The organism is Pseudoduganella sp. HUAS MS19 (assembly GCF_053615455.1).
The window spans coordinates 2494340-2512032 of the sequence record NZ_CM132133.1 but is presented as its reverse complement, the minus strand read 5'-3'; the positions used below and the strand labels follow the sequence as shown (position 1 = coordinate 2512032).

General features: G+C 61.9%; 17 protein-coding genes. 6 read left to right on the top strand and 11 right to left on the bottom strand.

Annotation, left to right across the window (positions count from 1 at the left end; genetic code table 11):
* Window positions 1-53 precede the first annotated feature (53 nt).
* Window positions 54-2522, bottom strand: coding sequence for an RNA polymerase sigma factor RpoD (gene rpoD, locus ACWBU6_RS11565; RefSeq protein ID WP_452648930.1), 2469 nt, complete (start codon window positions 2520-2522; stop codon window positions 54-56).
* Window positions 2523-2871: 349 nt separating this feature from the next.
* On the opposite strand from rpoD, the gene ACWBU6_RS11560 reads away from it, so the two are divergent.
* A complete protein-coding gene (locus tag ACWBU6_RS11560; RefSeq protein ID WP_452648929.1) occupies window positions 2872-3348 on the top strand; it encodes a ProQ/FINO family protein in 477 nt (158 codons plus the stop codon).
* The gene (locus ACWBU6_RS11555) at window positions 3348-4040 is read left to right on the top strand and encodes a 3'-5' exonuclease (protein ID WP_452648928.1); all 693 of its coding nucleotides are present in this window, start codon (window positions 3348-3350) and stop codon (window positions 4038-4040) included. Before ACWBU6_RS11560 ends, ACWBU6_RS11555 begins: the two co-directional genes overlap by 1 nt.
* Here the strand turns inward: ACWBU6_RS11555 and ACWBU6_RS11550 are convergent.
* Window positions 4013-5470, bottom strand: coding sequence for an aminotransferase-like domain-containing protein (locus ACWBU6_RS11550; RefSeq protein ID WP_452648927.1), 1458 nt, complete (start codon window positions 5468-5470; stop codon window positions 4013-4015). The two genes, ACWBU6_RS11555 and ACWBU6_RS11550, sit on opposite strands and share 28 nt — an antisense overlap.
* 91 nt (window positions 5471-5561) lie before the next feature.
* Between ACWBU6_RS11550 and ACWBU6_RS11545 the strand changes: the two genes are divergently transcribed.
* The 3 genes from ACWBU6_RS11545 to ACWBU6_RS11535 all read left to right on the top strand — a co-directional run bounded on the left by ACWBU6_RS11545 (window position 5562) and on the right by ACWBU6_RS11535 (window position 8890).
* Window positions 5562-6269, top strand: coding sequence for a c-type cytochrome (locus tag ACWBU6_RS11545; protein WP_452648926.1), 708 nt, complete (start codon window positions 5562-5564; stop codon window positions 6267-6269).
* Window positions 6266-7549 carry a c-type cytochrome gene (locus ACWBU6_RS11540; RefSeq protein ID WP_452648925.1) on the top strand — a complete coding sequence of 428 codons (1284 nt, stop codon included), beginning with the start codon at window positions 6266-6268 and terminating at the stop codon, window positions 7547-7549. Before ACWBU6_RS11545 ends, ACWBU6_RS11540 begins: the two co-directional genes overlap by 4 nt.
* Before the next feature lie 153 nt (window positions 7550-7702).
* Entirely contained in the window at window positions 7703-8890 is a 1188-nt protein-coding gene (locus tag ACWBU6_RS11535; protein ID WP_452644803.1) for an IS4 family transposase, read from the top strand.
* Window positions 8891-8975: 85 nt separating this feature from the next.
* Here ACWBU6_RS11535 and ACWBU6_RS11530 read toward each other — a convergent pair whose 3' ends face one another.
* Both ACWBU6_RS11530 and ACWBU6_RS11525 read right to left on the bottom strand, forming a co-directional pair.
* Window positions 8976-10088, bottom strand: a complete 1113-nt coding sequence (locus ACWBU6_RS11530; protein WP_452648924.1) for a type IV pilus twitching motility protein PilT — start codon at window positions 10086-10088, stop codon at window positions 8976-8978.
* 78 nt (window positions 10089-10166) lie between these two features.
* A complete protein-coding gene (locus tag ACWBU6_RS11525; protein WP_452648923.1) occupies window positions 10167-10802 on the bottom strand; it encodes an SAM-dependent methyltransferase in 636 nt (211 codons plus the stop codon).
* 139 nt (window positions 10803-10941) lie between these two features.
* Here ACWBU6_RS11525 and ACWBU6_RS11520 point away from each other — a divergent pair, with 139 nt between their 5' ends.
* Window positions 10942-11712: a head GIN domain-containing protein gene (locus ACWBU6_RS11520; RefSeq protein WP_452648922.1), complete on the top strand. Its 771-nt coding sequence runs from the start codon at window positions 10942-10944 to the stop codon at window positions 11710-11712.
* A 33-nt stretch (window positions 11713-11745) separates the two neighbouring features.
* Here the strand turns inward: ACWBU6_RS11520 and ACWBU6_RS11515 are convergent, their stop codons facing one another.
* The 7 genes from ACWBU6_RS11515 to ACWBU6_RS11485 form a co-directional block, all read right to left on the bottom strand.
* Window positions 11746-12753, bottom strand: coding sequence for an Rpn family recombination-promoting nuclease/putative transposase (locus ACWBU6_RS11515; protein WP_452648921.1), 1008 nt, complete (start codon window positions 12751-12753; stop codon window positions 11746-11748).
* An 89-nt stretch (window positions 12754-12842) separates the two neighbouring features.
* Complete coding sequence (locus ACWBU6_RS11510) at window positions 12843-15077, bottom strand: TonB-dependent receptor (RefSeq protein ID WP_452648920.1); 2235 nt, start codon at window positions 15075-15077, stop codon at window positions 12843-12845.
* An 8-nt stretch (window positions 15078-15085) separates the two neighbouring features.
* Entirely contained in the window at window positions 15086-15472 is a 387-nt protein-coding gene (locus ACWBU6_RS11505; protein WP_452648919.1) for a YcnI family protein, read from the bottom strand.
* Window positions 15473-15482: 10 nt separating this feature from the next.
* Window positions 15483-15929 (bottom strand): copper chaperone PCu(A)C, encoded by a 447-nt coding sequence (locus ACWBU6_RS11500; RefSeq protein ID WP_452648918.1) that lies wholly within the window; start codon window positions 15927-15929, stop codon window positions 15483-15485.
* A gap of 35 nt (window positions 15930-15964) precedes the next feature.
* Window positions 15965-16384 (bottom strand): DUF2946 domain-containing protein, encoded by a 420-nt coding sequence (locus ACWBU6_RS11495; protein ID WP_452648917.1) that lies wholly within the window; start codon window positions 16382-16384, stop codon window positions 15965-15967.
* 15 nt (window positions 16385-16399) lie between these two features.
* Complete coding sequence (locus tag ACWBU6_RS11490) at window positions 16400-17119, bottom strand: M48 family metalloprotease (RefSeq protein WP_452648916.1); 720 nt, start codon at window positions 17117-17119, stop codon at window positions 16400-16402.
* A gap of 31 nt (window positions 17120-17150) precedes the next feature.
* Window positions 17151-17687 (bottom strand): YaeQ family protein, encoded by a 537-nt coding sequence (locus ACWBU6_RS11485; RefSeq protein ID WP_452648915.1) that lies wholly within the window; start codon window positions 17685-17687, stop codon window positions 17151-17153.
* Window positions 17688-17693: the final 6 nt, after the last annotated feature.

Here is a 17693-nt window from a genome sequence, read left to right as displayed (position 1 = left end):
ACGTACCCCATTTTCCGTCGAAGCGGAAAATGGGGTACGTCCCCTATTTTTTGTTACTTCTCCGTCAGGAACGTCTTGAGCTTGTCGGAGCGCGAAGGCTGGCGCAGCTTGCTCATGGCCTTGGCCTCGATCTGGCGGATACGTTCGCGGGTCACGTCGAACTGCTTGCCCACTTCTTCCAGGGTATGGTCGTTCGACATTTCCACGCCATAGCGCATGCGCAGCACCTTGGCTTCGCGCGGGGTCAGGGAGTCCAGCACTTCCTTGATCACATTGCGCATCGAAGCGTGCAACGCGGCGTCCAGCGGCGCCAGGGTGGTATTGTCTTCGATGAAGTCGCCCAGCTGGGAGTCGCCATCCTCGCCCATCGGGGTTTCCATGGAAATCGGCTCCTTGGCGATCTTCATGATCTCGCGCACCTTGGACTCCGGCATTTCCATCTTCTGCGCCAGGGTTGCCATATCCGGCTCGGAACCGGTTTCCTGCATGATCTGGCGCGAGATGCGGTTCATCTTGTTGATGGTCTCGATCATGTGCACCGGCACGCGGATGGTACGGGCCATGTCCGCGATCGAACGGGTGATCGCCTGGCGGATCCACCAGGTGGCGTAGGTCGAGAACTTGTAGCCGCGGCGGTATTCGAACTTGTCGACCGCCTTCAGCAGGCCGATATTGCCTTCCTGGATCAGGTCCAGGAACTGCAGGCCGCGGTTGATGTACTTCTTCGCGATCGAGATCACCAAGCGCAGGTTGGCCACGGTCATTTCGCGCTTGGCGGTACGCGCGCGCTTCTCGCCGGCAGCCATCTGCTTGTTGATCTTGCGCAGGTCGGCCAGCGGCAGCGCGACGCGCTCCTGCAGGTCGATCATCTTGTTCTGCAGTTCCTTGATGGCAGGAACGTTACGGCCCAGCACCGCGCTGTACGGATAGCCGGCAGCCACCTCGCCGTCCACCCAGTCCAGGTCCGTTTCATTGCCCGGGAAGACCTTGATGAAGTGGGCCCGCGGCATGCCGCAGCGGTTCACGCACAGCTCCAGCACGGCGCGCTCGATCGAGCGCACCTGCTCCATCTGGCCGCGCAGGGTGTCGCACAGCTTCTCCACCACCTTGGCGGTGAAACGGATGCCCAGCAGTTCGTTGGAGATGATGTCCTGCGCCTTCACGTAGGCCGCATTGCCGTAAGCGGCCTTGCGCATCTTGTCGAACTGGCTCGAGATCAGGGCGAACTTGGCCAGCGCGTCATCTTTCAGCTGCGCCAGCTGTTCGGTCGAGTAGCCGGCGGCGCCGCCGTTGACGTCGCCGTCTTCCTCCTCGTCGTCCAGTTCCTCTTCCTCATCTTCCTCGTCGGAGGCGGCGGCCGGAACCTTGGCCGGCGCCGGGGTGTGCGCATCTTCGTTCAAGTCGACGAAGCCGTCCACCACGTCGTCCACCTTCATCTCGTCCTTCTCGATCTTCTCGGCCAGGGCCAGGATCTCGGAAATGGTGGTCGGGCAGGCGGAAATCGCCTGGATCATGTCGCGCAGGCCGCCTTCGATGCGCTTGGCGATCTCGATCTCGCCTTCGCGGGTCAGCAGCGCCACGGCGCCCATTTCACGCATATACATGCGGACCGGGTCGGTGGTGCGGCCGAAATCGGAATCGACGGTCGACAGCGCGGTGGCGGCAGCGGCTTCCACTTCGTCGTCGCTGGCGGCGGTCGGCACGTTATCGGACAGCAGCAGCGCTTCCGCATCCGGCGCGCGCTCGTATACGGCGATGCCCATGTCGTTGAAGGTCGCAATGATGCCTTCGATCGCTTCCGGATCGACGATGTTTTCCGGCAGATGGTCGTTGATCTCGGCGTAAGTCAGGTAGCCGCGGTCCTTGCCCAGGTTGATCAGGTTCTTGAACTGGGTGCGGCGTTTTTCCAGCTCCTCCGCGTTGGCGCCGTCGGCCATGCCGAAAGCGTCGATGCCCTTGGCCTTGCGTTCGCGCGCCTTGGACGCAGCCTTCAGCTCGGCGCGCTCCACGGCGTTCAGTGCCGCAACTTCATCGTTTTCCGGCGTGAATTCGCTTGGCTTGCGGCCGCGGCGGCCCGGCACCTTCACCTGCGGCAGCAGGTAGCCGGAGGTGTCGATCGAGGCCAGCACGGCGGCATCGCGCACTTCGGTCACGGCCGCCGGACCGGTGGTCACGACCACTGGCGCCGGTTCGGCAGCCTTTGGCTTGCGGCCGCGCTTTGCAGGCGCCGCCACCGGCGCTTCTTCAGCGACAACAGCCAGCGACACCGGCTTGGCAGCAGCGGTCTTGCGGGCACGGGTCTTGACGACCGTTTCTTCGGCAACGGCTTGCACCGGCGCTTCCTCCACCGGCACGGCAGCCAGGCGGCGGGATTTCTTTACTACGGTGACTTTTCCTGCTTCCTCTTGAGCGTTGTCGATCACATACGAAAGGCTGGTCTTTGGCACGGCCAACGAGGCGCTGGTAGTGGAGGAGCCAGTGGACTTCTTGGCGGACAACGTCAGGGTCTTAGGTTTCGTCATTCAATATCTCTCTCAGCACACCCGGAAGTGCACTTATCGAAGGCTCGCGATGGCCCGGTTTCAGGGATAATCGGGAAAAGAAAAAGCCCGCTTGACCGGGCTCGATTCCGATGATTCAGTGATTAGAGAGGGCACATGCCCTGGAACTGGACTTCACAGGGCAGCGCGGCCCCGGCCGAAACTCTTTACCAAACTGAATTCGCACCGTCCTGCATTTGGCGCGTCTGCCATTATACAAGGTTTTGTGCCGGACCGCACCCATTAATTCGATATCAAAACCACATCATGAGCGAAAACACAATGCGCCGCGCACCTGCGTCGTGGTATGCTGGCGGCTCTTGATTAACCTATGAAGTCGATGAACACTAGCACTACCCCTCAGCAGCCGGCCGAAGGCCAAGCCGCCGCACCTGCCGCTCCCAATTCAGCACGCGCCCTGCTCAAGCAATTGCAGCAACAGTATGCCCCGTTCCGCGACAGCCTGCCGCTGTCGATCGGCATCGACAAGCAGCTCATCGCCGCGATGCCGGAACTTAACCGCAAGCTGATGCGCGCTGCCCTGGGCATCCACACTTCCTCCCAGCGCTACCTGCGCGTGATGGAAAAAGCCACTGTCCGCTACAACCTCGATGGCAGCACCGGCGCCGAAGTCACCGACGAACACCGCAAGCACGCCAAGGAAACCCTGGCGGAGCGCTATAAGAAGGAAGTCGAACGCCGCAAGGCCGAGCGCGCCGCCGAACGCGAAGCCGCCGCCGCCGAGGAAGCCGAACGCCGCCGCGCGGAGAAGCTGCAGGCGCTGACCGCCAAGTTCTCCAAGAAGTAATGAGCGGCGCGCCGGAAGCGGTCCCCGAGCTGCCTCCCTATGAAGGCATCCGGCTGGCCGACGTCAGGCTCGTGAAAACCGCCGCCGATGCGGAGGCTGCGCAGGCGGCCTTGCTGGCGGCGGATGCCATCGGTTTCGACACCGAGTCCAAACCGACGTTCGTCAAGGGCGAAAGCTCGGACGGTCCGCACCTGATCCAGTTTGCCGACGACCGCCATGCCTGGCTGTTCCAGGTGGGCGCCGGCTTCCCCTACCTGGCCACCGTCAAGGCGATCCTGGAATCCGATATGACGCTGAAGATCGGCTTTGGCCTGTCCGACGACGTCAAGCGCGTGCGCGCCAAGCTGGGCATCGAGCCGCTCAAAGTGGTGGACCTGGGCTTAGTGCTGCGCGTGCCGGGGCAGAAGAACGACCTCGGAGCCAAGAGCGCCGTCGCCAAGTATTTCGGACAGGCGCTGACCAAGTCGAAGAAGATTTCGACCACCAACTGGGCTACGCCGCGCTTGAACGAAAAACAGATCCTGTACGCGGCCGACGACGCGCAGGTGGCCTTGCGCGTGTATCGCCACTGGATCGGCATCGGCAACGTCCTGCCGCCGATCAAGCCGCCCAAGCGCCCTAAAACCGGTAAACCAGTGTCAGACCCACAGGGTCAGACACTTGATCAGCGACCGCCGCGTAACAGTGCCTGACCTTGCGGGTCAGGCACTGGTTTACCGGTTTTCGCGAGCATCCCCAGAGCGGCAATCGCATGCGCCTGCCGCACATCCCAAGCATGCCCGTAATTAAGCCGAATACAGTTGCGAAACGCCCGCTTCGCGCTGAACATCGGCCCCGGCGCAATGCTGATTCCAAGCCCCAGCGCCAGCCGATGCAGCTCCAGCGCATCGACTGACTCCGGCAGCACCACCCACAGGAAATACCCGCCCTGCGGCTGCGTCACCCGCGTGCCTTCCGGGAAATGCGCCTCAATCGCCGCCAGCATCCGCTGCTGCTGCCCCGCCAACGCGCTGCGCAACTGCCGCAGGTGCCGCTCGTAGCCGCCCTGTCCCAGATACTCAGCCAGCGCCAACTGCGAAGGCATCGCCGCCGACAGCGACGTAGTCAGTTTGAGCCGCTCGACCTGCCGCGCGAAACGCCCGGCGGCAGCCCAACCGACACGGAATCCAGGCGCCAGGCACTTCGAAAACGAGCCGCAATGCATGACGATATCCTTGCTGTCGAAACGCTTTGCCAGCGCAGGCCGTTGCGCACCGAAGTACAGTTCACCGTACACGTCATCTTCAATCAGCGGCACATCATGCGCCGCCAGCAGTTCGACCAAAGCCCGCTTTTTCTCGGCCGGCATCAGGCTGCCAAGCGGATTCTGGAAGCTGGTCATCAGCCAGCACGCACTCGGCTTGTGCTGCGCCAGCGCAGCAGCCAGCGCCCCAAGCTCAACACCCTCGCGCGGATGCGTCGCCACCTCGACCGCCTTCAGACCGATGCGTTCGAGCGCCTGCAAAGCCGCATAGAAACTGGGCGACTCCACCAGCACTGTATCCCCCGGCCGTGCCACCGCCTGCAGGCAAAGGTTCAACGCTTCCAGCGCGCCATTGGTGATAACGATATCGTCGGGCGACACCTGCAAGCCATCGAGCTGGTAGCGCAAGGCGATCTGGCGCCGCAGCTCTGCATTGCCCGGCGGCAGGTCCGCAATCGTGCTCCAGGGATCGATATGGCGCATGCTGGCCGTGACCGCTCGGCCCAGCTTATCGAGGGGGAACAGCAAGGGGCTGGGGAAGGCGGAACCGAACGGCACATTGCCCGGCGCCCGGCTGGCCTCCAGGACCTGGAACACCAGCTCGCTGACATCGACCAGGGTGGAAGCGGCATCGGGCCGCGACACCTCCGGCTCCGGCGTTGCAGCAAAGCGCCGCGCCGCCACGTAATAGCCCGAACGCGGACGCGATTCGATCAGCCCGCGCGCCTCGAGCTGGTAGTACGCCTGGAATACAGTGGACGGGCTGACGCCGCGCCGCTCCTGCTGCTGCCGCACCGATGGCAGCTTCTCGCCCGGCCGCAGCACGCCGGAGGCGATCAAGCCCGCCAATTCGTCGGCAAGCGCTTCGTAAAGCTTCAAACTGATACCCTCATTCCCTGGCCATTCTGAGCCTGTTATTCTTTGACACGCAGGCGTATCCTTGAACCATCACAAGAAAAACGGGTTCATCATGCGACTTTTCCTCCGCATTCTCTCATTTAGCGCCGCGCTTGTGGCCACCTGCGCCATTGCCGCCCCGGCCAGCCTGCCGGACACGGTCGAGCAGCGCGTCGCAGCCTGCATCGCCTGCCACAAGGCCAATGAGCAGGGCGACGCATTCTTTCCGCGCATCGCCGGCAAGCCCGCCGGCTACCTGTACAACCAGCTCCTGAACTTCAAGGAAGGCCGCCGCCAGTATCCGATGATGACCTACATGGTCGAACAGCTGCCGGACGCCTACCTGCGCGAGATCGCACAATACTTCTCCGAGCAGCATGCCCCCTATCCGCCGCCGGCAACCAGCAGCGCCACGCCACAGATGATCGAGCGCGGCCGTGTGCTGGTGCACCAGGGTGACCCATCGCGCAAAGTGCCGGCCTGCGTCGCCTGCCATGGCGCAGCGATGACAGGCGTGGCGCCTGCCATTCCCGGATTGATCGGCCTGCCGCGCGACTATATCAACGCGCAGTTCGGCGCCTGGCGCAACCAGAAGCGCAAGGCCCACACACCGGACTGCATGGCCGAAGTAGCCAATCGCATGAGCGAAGCCGATGTGGCAGCCGTATCCGGCTGGCTGGCCGCACAAGCGGCAGATCCGAATGCTCGCCCCGCAAGCTCCCTGCCCAAGCCACTGCCGATGGAATGCGGCGGCATCCCCAACCAAGCAAACCGACCATGAAGCGCAATACGAAAATCGCGATCGCCATACCGCTGCTGCTGATTGTTGCAGCGGTCGGATTCGTCTGGCCCAAGCACGACACCGGCCCGGCTCCCAGCGCCGCCTCAAACAATATGCCGATTGCGCAGAAAGTCGCGCGCGGAGCCTACCTGGCCAAGGCTGCCGATTGCATGGCCTGCCACACCACGCGCGGCGGCGCAGCCTTTGCCGGCGGACGCGTCCTGCAAACCCCTTTCGGCAACGTCATCTCTCCCAACATCACGCCAGACAAGGAAACCGGTATCGGCAACTGGTCGGCCGACGATTTCTGGAACGCCCTGCACAACGGCAAAGCCAAAGATGGCCGCCTGCTGTACCCCGCCTTCCCCTACACGAACTACACCGCGATGACGCGCGACGATTCGGACGCGATGCACGCCTACTTCCAGACCATCACGCCGGTGAAGCAGGCCAGCGGGCCGCACACGCTGCGCTTCCCGTACAACCAGCAAGCCCTGCTGGCTGTATGGCGCGCCTTGTACTTCAAACCCGCCGTGTACACGCCCGATGCCAGCAAATCCGCCGAATGGAACCGTGGTGCCTACCTGGTGCAAGGGCCCGGCCATTGCATCGCCTGCCATAGTGAACGCAATGCCCTGGGCGCCAGCGACAAAGGCCTGTCGGGCGGCCTGATCCCCGTGCTGGGCTGGTATGCACCCTCCCTCACCTCCGACCGCGAGGCAGGATTGGGGGACTGGGAGGTGAAAGACATCACCGACCTGCTGAAGACCGGGATCTCGCAACGGGCGACAGTGTTCGGCCCGATGGCGGAAGTAGTACGCGAAAGCCTGCAGCACCTGACTGATGAAGATGCACGCGCCATGGCCGTCTATCTGAAATCGCTGCCGAACGAAAGCGGCGCACGCCAGCCATATGAACGCTCGAAGGAACCGGAAGCTGCGGCCTGGCTGGCAGCCGGCGAGAAAATCTACAGCAAGCAATGCCTGGACTGCCACGGCGCCAAAGGCGAAGGTATCGCCCCGCATTACCCGCCCTTGGCAGGCAACCGCGCCCTGACGATGGATGAAGCGGTGAATCCGATCCGCATCGTGCTGAATGGCGGCTTCGCCCCCGGCACGGCAGGCAACCCGCGTCCCTATGGCATGCCGCCGTTCAGCCATGCATTGAATGATGTGGAAGTAGCGCAAGTAGTGTCCTACCTGCGCGCCGCATGGGGCAACAACGCCCCACCCGTGGAAAGCAGCACAGTCAACCGCTACCGCAACGTGCCCCTGGAATAATGAAAGTCGGGGTCAGGTCCTGACCCTTCCCCTCATATTTTTGTTGTAAACGTTGAAGGAAGCTGTTAACTTTCAATCCCAAAAACGGCGCATGCATGGCTGTGTCACCCCTTTCATTCGTAGCGTCCAAACTGCGAGGGAAAGGAATACGCCATGCATGCACATGCAATCATACAGGGGTTATTGGATCAGGAATGTCCGAACATGCATGCCAAGCGGCGGACATGCTTGGCCAAGGTGGCGACAGCGGCGTTGCATGGTGGCCTAAGTCTGGTGCGCATGGGGAAGAAGCTGGCTTCGGCGACGCAGTTGCGCCATCGCATCAAATGCTGTGATCGGCTGTTGAGTAACCCCCATCTGGCGCAGGAAAAGCATGCCGTGTACCGTGCGCTGGCTCGCCGTGTGATCCGCCAGCCTGGTGTGCAGATTGCTGTGGACTGGTCGGCGGTACGAGACGATAGCAGCATTCAGTTGCTACGGGCAGCAGCCATCGTCAAAGGGCGTGCGTTCACCCTCTATGAGGAAACCCACCCCTGCGCCAAGCTTGGCTCACCGATTGTGCATCAACACTTTCTACAATCGTTGCGCAGCATACTTCCACCGGGCAGCCGGGCCATCATCATCACCGATGCCGGCTTTCGCGCCAGTTGGTTCAAGCTGTTAAACCAGCTCGGATTTGCCTGGGTGGGGAGGATCCGCAATCGCGACATGGTGCGCTGGCACGACAGTCCTGGCTGGGTTGGCTGCAAGACGCTCTATGCACAGGCCAGCGCCCATGCGCGCGACCTGGGCCAATACTTTTACACACGCGCTAATCCTGTCCTGTGCCGGCTTGTGCTGCTGAAACGCCACCCAAAGGGGCGGCGCCGATTGACCAAGATAGGCAAGCCGGCACGCAGCTGCCACAGCAAGAAGAATAGTCGGGGACAACGCGAGCCATGGTTGCTCGCCGTTTCACCCAAGCTCGCCTCACTCAATGCCGAGCAAATCGCCAACATTTACGCTGGCCGCATGCAGATCGAACAAACCTTCCGCGACCTCAAGAACGCGCAGTGGGGAATGGGATTACGCCTTAGTCAGACCCACACATTGCGGCGCTTGGCTATTTTGCTCTTGCTGGGGACATTGCTCACCTACGCACTCTGGCTTATCGGACTCGCCGCTCGCAAAACAGGTTTCAGTGTCGCTTACGGCAGTCGCGCGAAGGCTGCCAGCACTCTGTCAATCCTGTCATTGGCGATGCATTGGATTAATGAGGCCCAACCGCCTTCGATCCATCTGACAGATATCAAACACGCACTTATCGAACTGATATCGATGGTGCGTGTCTGCAAAATATGAGGGGAAGGGTCAGGGTCAGGTCCGGCAATCGGACATTGCGCGAAGCGCAATGTCCGATTGCCGGACCTGACCCCGACTTTCGCCTTTACAGCATGTCGGCGAAGCCGAGGCGGTCGGTGGTGGCGTGGCGGGCGTCTTCGATGCTGACTTTCTTTTCGGCCAGCAGCTTGCCCAGACATTCGTTCATGGTGTAGCAGCCGGGGGCGGACTTGCGCTCCATGACGTTGCGCAAGTCGGCGACGTTGCCGTTTTCGATCACGGCAGCCACTTCCGGATTGACGCTCAGGCTTTCGGTGGCCAGGTAGTAGCGGTCGCCGTCCATTGCCGGCATCAGCGCCTGGCACAGCACGCCGCGCAGCGCATGGGCCAGCGCCTGGCGCTGCGGTTCGGCGTTGCCCAGCAGGCGGATCATCTTTTGCAGGCCCAGTTCGGTCGAACGTGCGTGCAGCGAGGCCAGCACCAGCGGTCCGGATTCGGCCAGCGCCAGCGCTTCGTGCGCGGTCTCCGCGTCGCGAATCTCGCCGATCACGATCACGTCGGGGCGTTCGCGCAACGCATCCTTGGCGCCCAGGTCGAAGGTTTCGACGTCGCCGTCAAAGCCCACTTCGCGCTGGGTGATCACGCATTTGCGTTGCGGGATCAGCGTCTCCACCGGGTCTTCGATGGTGATGATGTGGCCCGAGCGGTTCTTGTTGATGTCGTCCAGCATTGAGGCGATGGTGGTCGACTTGCCCTGGCAGGTGTCGCCAATGATCAGCACCAGCCCGCTCGACAGCTGGGCGAATTTTTCCTCGGTCGGGCGCAAGCCCAGGCCGGACAGCAGCAACGGTTCTTTCGGGAAGCGGCGGATCACGCAGCCCAGGCGTTTCTTGCCCTGGAAGCTGAAACAGTTGGCCCGGATGCGCGCGGTATGCAGGTCGATGGCGCGGTCGAACGCGCGGTCCTGGATGCGTTCGCGCCAGTTCGGTTCCACGACTTCAAAGAATTCTTCCAGCTCCTCGCGCGTGATCGGTGAGTCGGTCACGGCTACCAGGCCCTTTGGCTGGCGCAGCAGCAAAGGGCTGTTCTGGTGGATCAGGATATCGGAAAAGACCAGTTTGGAATTCAGCAGATGCAGGATTTGCTCGACGAGGGTGCCGAAGACCGGGTGGTCTTCGTTCTCGATATACGTCAGGGTGCGAATTTGCGAGTATTCCATAGTGCCTGTGCTCTCCAATTGGTACGCATGATTCTATTGCATTTACTCAACGGAATGTAAGTGGCTGGTGAACAACATTTATTTCGGATACTCAAATCCGGTCCGGATATCGTAAGGAAAACTGCGACCGCGCTCGGTAACGGTCAGGCGCTGCGGCGGCTCCGCTCCCGCCAGCGCGCGTGACTTGACATGCAAGCCCTCACCTTCGCGAATCAGCTTGTCCGCGCGCTCGTAAACATTTTGACAACCCGTTTCGGCGATCAAGGCTTGTACGATGCCGATTTTCCAGGCTTCCACCGCCGCCGACTGGAACTGGCACACCAGGTAGCCATCCTTGCCGCCATAACTTTGCACCAGCAGGCCGGACAGGCCGTCTTCGTCGCCGAGCACGACCGGCACCAGCTCGTCGGGCCGGGCCGATTGCAGCGTATGGCTGCGGCGCGAAATGGCAGCACGTACGCGGCGCTTCACCATGGCGTGATCGACCGGCTCGTCTTCACGCAAGGTCCAGACACGGGCGGCAATCTGCGACCTGGCGTTATAGGCGGCGCGGGCCAGGAATTTGCGGGACGAGGACAGCACGGTGGCGGTGGCGCCGGGCTTGTTCTTCTCGGCAGGACGTCCATCCACGCGCTCGATGGCGGACAGGTAAATATAGGGATCGCCGGCAAGGATGGACTTCTCCTTGCCCTGTTTGATGATGATGGTAAGCATGGGCGAAATGATACAGCAGCGGCGCCCTGTCTCCGGCATTTGCATTCTGTTCCCGCGAGACGGCGTCCTGTCGCATCGGGCAGGCGCCATGGTCCCGGCTTCGATACGATGCTTCTCATTCAAATTGAGGAGAAACACGATGAAAATGTCTGCTGCAGTGCGCAACGCCCTGGTCGCCGCATCCGTATTTGCTGTCGCCGCCCCAGTCGCCGTGGTATCGGCGGCTCCGCTGGGCTGGTTCGCCGGCGAACGCGTCCAGGGCAACGGCAAAATCTCCAGGCAGGCACGCGAAGCGTCCAACTTCACCGGCCTCGGCCTGGGCTTGCCGGGCAGTGTGGAAGTGCGCATCGGCAATACCGACAGCGTCAGCATCGAGTCCGACGACAACATCCTGCCCCTGATCGAAACCGTGGTCGAAGACGGCATCCTGCAAATTCGCCCTGTCCGCCCTAACCTGCAATTCGATACCCGCAACCTGAAGGTTGTGATCACCGCCAGGAAACTGGAACGCATTTCGGTCGGCGGTTCCGGCTCGGTCGACGCGGAAGGCCTGCGTGGCGGCAAGCTGTCTTTCAATGTCGGCGGCTCGGGCTCTTTGAACTTGCGCAATATCGAAGGCGAATCGGTCACTGTCTCGCTGGGTGGCAGCGGCAACCTGAAGGCAACCGGCTCGGCCGACAAACTGAAGGTGTCGATCGGCGGTTCCGGCAAAGTCAGCACCGGCCAACTGGCGACGCGCGATGCTGCGGTCAGTATTGGCGGCTCGGGCCAGGCCGTGGTGTGGGCCAAGCAAACGCTGTCCGTCAGTGTCGCTGGCTCAGGCGACGTGAGCTATTACGGCGAGCCGCAGCTGACCAAGAGTGTCATGGGTTCCGGCAGCGTGAAGCGCCTGGCTGGCGGCCCGAACTAAGCAGTATTCTCCTGGCCCGGGTCGCCACCAGCTTCACGGGCCACCTTCTTCCAGCAATGCTTCCAGATTCTCGCCAGCGATCAGTCTGTCCAGCCAGCTTTCCAGTTGACCCAGTTCAGCGCTCGCGATCCTTGCCACAAGGTGCTCACCGCCACCGCGCTGCTTACACGCCTTGCTGAGCATTGCCCGGAACGCTTCCGCTCGCCCTTCCTCCCGGCCTTCTTGTCGACCTTCTTGTCGACCTTCTTGCCGACCTTCCTGCCGGCCCTCCAGCGCGCCTGCGCGCCGAGCTTCGACTATCCGCCTGATCTCGGGCATATCCTTGGCCGCGTTATAAACGCCCAGAATATACTCCTGGATGAGGGCGTGCTCCTCTTCGGTAAACTCTTTCCGGCCCGCCTCGTGAACTTGTTCATTCATGATTGCCTCCTGGTTGGCGCCAAAGAGCCTCATACGCTCATCGGCAATCTTCATTACGGCCCGCTGTAACCCTTCGCTCGCCCGTGGCCAGGCCAGCAAGGCGTTCTGCGTTCTCACGACGTCGGCGAGGGTGTCAGCGCGCACCAGGCGAATGACATCGCCGATGATGGAATCGCCAGCGGATTCCTCATCTATCAGCACATACACTTTCCCCTCCTGCAAAGGTCTTAGCCAGTCCAGGACCGCATGGTGAGCCAAAGTCCACTTGCGGCTCCCCGAGTAGACTACGACAGGCAGCAGGTTCAAAGGTTCCGCGCTTTTATGCTGGGCATACAGATCCTGCGACAGCAGTCCCGAATAAACTCTCATCCTTTGCATCATTTGCCGGTCCACCGTCGACTGAAATTCAAGCAACAGGTAGAACAACGATTCCGGACAATAGATACGCCAGACCATATCGGCATTGCGTTGGCGCTCAGAACTACTGATAAAGCTGCAATTCAAGCGTTCGAATCCGGTCGCTTTCCTTGCAGGACAATCCGGTACGAGCTCCAACAGGGACTGCACCAGCTCTGGATAGCTGAACACAAGCTTGAACGCGGAGTCATGTCGGGATGGCATCACTCGATTGTAGGAATCTGGCGCCACTCGGTTTTGGCGTAACGCAAAGAAGAACGCCCCGGCAGGCGGGGCGTTTGCGCTTGGGAGCGTTAGAGGTCGAACTTGAGGTCGGCGCTCAAAGTGCGTTGGGCATAGGGATGGAAAGCCCAGTATTTCTCGCGACTCAGATTGTCGATGCCGACCGACGCCGCCCACTGACGGTTGAGGCGGTACCGCAGGCGCACATCGGCGACCAGGTAGTCCGACACGCCCATATAGGTTGAGCCATTCGGATCGCTGTTATCGAGCGTGCCATATTGCCTGCCGCTGTAGCGCACGCCGAACGTCGCAGTCCAATGCTGCCCTGCATGGTAGGAAGCCAGCATATTCGCGCGCCACTTGGGCACACGCGGCTGACGCTTGCCTACACTGGACGGCATGACTGCGTTCGACACAATTTCCGAATCTGCATAGGTAAGGCTGCTTTGCAGCGTCAGTCCGTGCGTAAGGACATCATCCGCCTGCTGCGACAGTTCCAGCCCGCGCGTACGGACCTTGCCGACGTTCTGCACCGTGTTGACGGTGGCGCTCAGCGGCTGCGAATAGAGCGCATCGCGCGTGGCTTCGCCGAACAGTGTGGCGCGCGCACTACCCTGCGCGCTCATATATTCCGCTGTCAGCTCGCTGGTCCACGACTTCTCCGCGCGCAGGTTCGGATCGGTGTTGACAATCCTGTCCTCGACAATCGAGCCCTGGAACAGCTCCGCTGCGGTCGGATTCCGCACTGCGCGACCAGCGGATGCCTTCAGCGTCCAGGCTTCGTCCGCACGCCATGCCACAGCGGCTTTGGGCGACCATGCCCGTTCGCGGCGATCGTTGAATGGCAGCAGCTTGCCGGCCATGCCAGAAACTTCACCGCCATAGGCGCGCCAGGTTTCATACCGCACGCCCAAAGTCGCCTTCCACTCTGGCGACAGGCGCCAGGTGTCCTGCGCGTACAGGCTCTCCAGCCGAGTATTACCGTTGAATGTCGACACATGTTTGCCGCCCTCGTCCGCGATCCAGTCCGCAATGCTGGTCACATGTGTGCGCAGCTTGGCGCTCTCACGCTGGGCGCCAAACTCGAGCTGGTGCGCGGCACCGGCACGCCAGTTGCCGCGCAACGCCAGGGTGTTCCAGCCGCTACCTCCAATGTCGGTTAGGTTACCCCGCCCGCCACCGGTTGGCACCCGCGCCAGGTCGCGCGAGTAGTCGTATGCGCTGCCGGAGACTTCCCAATTGAAGCTGCCGCCCCCATGCGTCTTCAACGACAGGCCATGCATTACATGCTCAAGGTCCGCGCGCGCACCGGCAAAATCGGAAGGCAGCAGCGTGAAGCGCTTGCCATCGATATTGATCACGCCGCTGGTCACCGCATTGCCGGCGCAATCGCGCAAATAGGAATCGGCATTGCGAACCACATCGTTCTGCCACCAGCCCAGCGTGTAGCTGGCGCGAAGCGTGGGGGAGAGGTCATACGCCAGCTTCACCTTGGCGTGATCCTGCACTGTATTCACCTGGCCCGTGCTGCCCAGGATGTACCACGCCTTGCCGGATGCGTTGCGGTCTGCGATCGCACCAGTTACCGGCACGCCCGTCGTTTCGCCGGGCTTTGGCACGGCTCCGGCCGACAGCATCTTGTTGGCGAAGGCGATTGGCTGGCCGTCGCTGTCAAGGCGCGACAGGTTCACCCACCAAGACAAACGCCCCGTACGGTCGCCAAGCGAGGCGCTGTACTGGCGGCCGGTGTGGCGCGAATCGGTCCCATATTGCTCGAAATCCTGGCCGGCCCACGACAGCTTGGCATGCGCCTCAAGCTTGCCTGGCATGCGCGTCTGGAAATCGACCACGGCTCCAACCGAGTTCCCGGCATACGCCGCCGAGAACGGGCCATACAGTACATCGACGCGTTCGATTTCCTCCGGCGTTACCAGGCCCCAGCGCGGCGTGTAACTGGCGCCGTTGCCCAGCAAGTTGGACAACAGGATGCCGTCGGCGTACACCAGCGATCGCGCACTGTTGCCCGTGCCCGACGCGCGGCTGGCCAGCACGGCATGGTCATAATCGCCGATGAAGCGCTTGCGCACGTTCAGGCTTGGCAGGTATTTCAGTGCATCCTCGCTGTCGAAAGCGTTGATGCGCTCCTCTACCTGCGCGCCGGTGATGCCCTCTATCGTGGTCGGTATCTGCATCGGCAGCGATGTCGGCCGGCCGCCATTGATTTTCACCACATGGTTCGCTTGCGCCGGGCAGACGAAGCCCATCGCCGCCAACATTAGCGCCAGCGGTTTGTATTCAAGTTTCATGGTCAGTCCTAGCGCGTTTCGAGGATAGCTTCCCAGTTCGCGCTGCCAAACTGGCAGGTCTGAACGATCTTGAAGACGTGGCGCCCTGCCGCCGGCATTTTGCCGAACATGACGAACTCATCGTAAAAGTCGTCCGGCAGCGGGCCGCCGCGCCAGGCAAGGCTCTCGGGCGTACGCGCGATGCTCCAGCCATTCTTCAGCATTGGCCGCATCGCTGCGAAACCTTCCGGCAGACGGATGCCGACCGCCACGGTGGGGCTGCCGTTGCAGCCATGGCCGACACGGAATACCAGCTTCTGGTAACTTCCTGCCGCAAACTCGCGCTGTTCCAGAGAGATATGGGCGTGCGCCGACGTTGCCGCCAGCAATGCTGCGGCAATCAGGTATTTTTTCATGGCAGGCTCCTTAGTGCTTGGGAGCCGTGTAGGACAGCGGCTTGACCGGCACCTGCACTTCCACCGTTTCGCGCTTCTTGTCCTTTTTCTCGATGAACAGCGTCATGGGGACCGTTTCGCCCGCCTTCATCTGGCGTTTCAGGTCCATCATCATGATGTGATAGCCACCGGAGGCCAGCGCCACCGGCTTGCCCGCCGGAAGATCCAGGCTTTCGACAGCGGACATCATCATGCGGTCGCCCTGCATCGACATCTGGTGGATCTCAATAATGCCGGCGGCGGGCGAGCGCACTTCGACCAGGCGTGCATCCTGTTTGGAAACGAGCTCCATGAAGGCGCCGGTTGCCTGTGCAGCCGGCACGGTGGCGCGAATCCATGGCTCACGCACGGTGACTTGTGCCGCTGCGGAAGCGGCGAAGGCGATCGACATTGCGAGCGCGAAGATCTGCTTTTTCATTTTTCACTCCTTGATTCGTTAAATGGGGGACGAAATCAGGCGTGTGTAGGCGGTCCTCGCGGATTGGACGCCGACCACACCGGCAATGGTTGTGGCGACTGGTAGAAAAGGGTTGGGCGCGAGGCCGCGCCATCGAGCGGCAAAGGTAAGGCAAGGCCGGTCGGCGGCAAGCCAAACCATCCCGCATGGGGCAAGCAGTAGGAGCAGTCTTCCATGTCCATCTGCGCCATCGGTTGCACCGTGGTCTGCGCCTTGCTGCGGTCGGTCATTGCGACGAAGGTCGCGTAATCGAGTTCGCCGACGCCAGTCACGCGCGTGCCGTCGTTCAGGCAGATTTCCCAGGTGCGCGGCTTGCCGCTCACCGCATGCGAAATCGCCGGGGCGAGCGCGTTCATCAGGATGGCGAAGCACGCGATCCAGACCCAGCGCAGGCGGGTTGACGATTTCATCTGCATGGCGGGCATTATAGCCTAGCGCGACGCTTCCAATCGCGTCGCCAGCTCACGCGCCGCGCGCCAGCGGCTGGCGGGCGAAGGATGGGCGAAACGTTCGAAGTTGGGCGAATGGCTGTGCTTTGCCAGCTTGCGGAAATAAGCGGCCAGCGCCCCCGGCGGCCATCCGGCGCGCGCCGCAAACAGCAGCCCCTCACGGTCGGCTTCCAGCTCCTGCTGCAGGTTGAGGCTCGCCAGCTTGCGCATCAGCGCATTATCGTGGTCGATATCGTGTTCGAGTTCAGCGAACGGCTGTGTCGCCCGCGCGGGTTCAAGCCGCAGCGCCTCCTCGAATTCTTTCAGGTTGTGGCGCAGTGCCGCGTGCATGATTTCATGCGCCAGCAGCATGGCAAGTTCCGCATCGGTCAATGCCATCTCGTCGACGTAGGCGCGGCTGACCAGCAGCTTGCCGCCAGCCATGGCAAAGGCGTTGGCATCGCCATCGGTGGTGGTATGCAGCTCCCAATCCCATGTGCCGGACTCGGGAAACTCGCGCTTTGCCTGCTCGATCAGCGGACGCGCCAGCGCTGCCACCCGCGCGCCAAAGCGCTCATCGTCGTCAAGCCGATAGGCCCGGCGCAACTCGTCAATCTGCTCGCGGTACAGTTTCGCGGCGCCGGCCATGACTTCAGCCTGTGTCACCGCCTGGGCGGCGGCGCCGTGGACGATCAGCAGAAAGGCAACAAGATAGCGCAGCATGATGAGCACATTCTGCCACCGATTCTCAGGCTCAGGCTTTCCAGACCTCGCGCGGGATTTCGACGGTGGTAGCGCCGTCGGTCAGCCAGATCTGGCCATCCTGGATCGTGCACTGAAGCTGCATCGAGCGCTGCGCCATCTTCTCCAGCGCGGCGCTGGCTTCGGCGTCGATGTTCACCACGCTGACATTTTTGGCGCGGTCAATCTTGTTGGCGAGCTGCTTCCACCACACGTGCGAGGCGGAGCTGTAGGAATACACCATCACTTTCTCTGAACGGCCGGCCGCCTTCAGGATGCGGCGCTCATCCGGCTGCCCCACTTCGATCCACAACTGGATCGCGCCGGTCAGGTCCATCTGCCACAGGTCCGGTTCTTCGGTGTCGGAAATGCCTTTCGCGTTGACCAGCGCCTCATCGGCGTGGATCGCGAAAGCGACGATGCGCACCATCAGGCGTTCATCCGTTTCGGACGGATGACGCGCCAGCGTCAGCATATGGGTTGCGTAGTAATTGCGGTCCATGTCCGCAATGGACAGTTCCGCCTTGTAAATCGTAGATTTCAGAGCCATTACTTG

Bases quoted from the DNA above. Each gene is read 5' to 3' on its own strand.
- ACWBU6_RS11545 (WP_452648926.1), top strand. From the start codon at position 5,562: ATGCGACTTTTCCTCCGCATTCTCTCATTTAGCGCCGCGCTTGTGGCC.
- ACWBU6_RS11510 (WP_452648920.1), bottom strand. From the start codon at position 15,077: ATGAAACTTGAATACAAACCGCTGGCGCTAATGTTGGCGGCGATGGGC.
- ACWBU6_RS11560 (WP_452648929.1), top strand. From the start codon at position 2,872: ATGAAGTCGATGAACACTAGCACTACCCCTCAGCAGCCGGCCGAAGGC.
- ACWBU6_RS11515 (WP_452648921.1), bottom strand. From the start codon at position 12,753: ATGCCATCCCGACATGACTCCGCGTTCAAGCTTGTGTTCAGCTATCCA.
- ACWBU6_RS11555 (WP_452648928.1), top strand. From the start codon at position 3,348: ATGAGCGGCGCGCCGGAAGCGGTCCCCGAGCTGCCTCCCTATGAAGGC.
- ACWBU6_RS11505 (WP_452648919.1), bottom strand. From the start codon at position 15,472: ATGAAAAAATACCTGATTGCCGCAGCATTGCTGGCGGCAACGTCGGCG.
- ACWBU6_RS11490 (WP_452648916.1), bottom strand. From the start codon at position 17,119: ATGCTGCGCTATCTTGTTGCCTTTCTGCTGATCGTCCACGGCGCCGCC.
- ACWBU6_RS11500 (WP_452648918.1), bottom strand. From the start codon at position 15,929: ATGAAAAAGCAGATCTTCGCGCTCGCAATGTCGATCGCCTTCGCCGCT.
- ACWBU6_RS11535 (WP_452644803.1), top strand. From the start codon at position 7,703: ATGCATGCACATGCAATCATACAGGGGTTATTGGATCAGGAATGTCCG.
- ACWBU6_RS11495 (WP_452648917.1), bottom strand. From the start codon at position 16,384: ATGCAGATGAAATCGTCAACCCGCCTGCGCTGGGTCTGGATCGCGTGC.
- ACWBU6_RS11485 (WP_452648915.1), bottom strand. From the start codon at position 17,687: ATGGCTCTGAAATCTACGATTTACAAGGCGGAACTGTCCATTGCGGAC.
- ACWBU6_RS11520 (WP_452648922.1), top strand. From the start codon at position 10,942: ATGAAAATGTCTGCTGCAGTGCGCAACGCCCTGGTCGCCGCATCCGTA.
- ACWBU6_RS11530 (WP_452648924.1), bottom strand. From the start codon at position 10,088: ATGGAATACTCGCAAATTCGCACCCTGACGTATATCGAGAACGAAGAC.
- ACWBU6_RS11540 (WP_452648925.1), top strand. From the start codon at position 6,266: ATGAAGCGCAATACGAAAATCGCGATCGCCATACCGCTGCTGCTGATT.
- rpoD (WP_452648930.1), bottom strand. From the start codon at position 2,522: ATGACGAAACCTAAGACCCTGACGTTGTCCGCCAAGAAGTCCACTGGC.
- ACWBU6_RS11525 (WP_452648923.1), bottom strand. From the start codon at position 10,802: ATGCTTACCATCATCATCAAACAGGGCAAGGAGAAGTCCATCCTTGCC.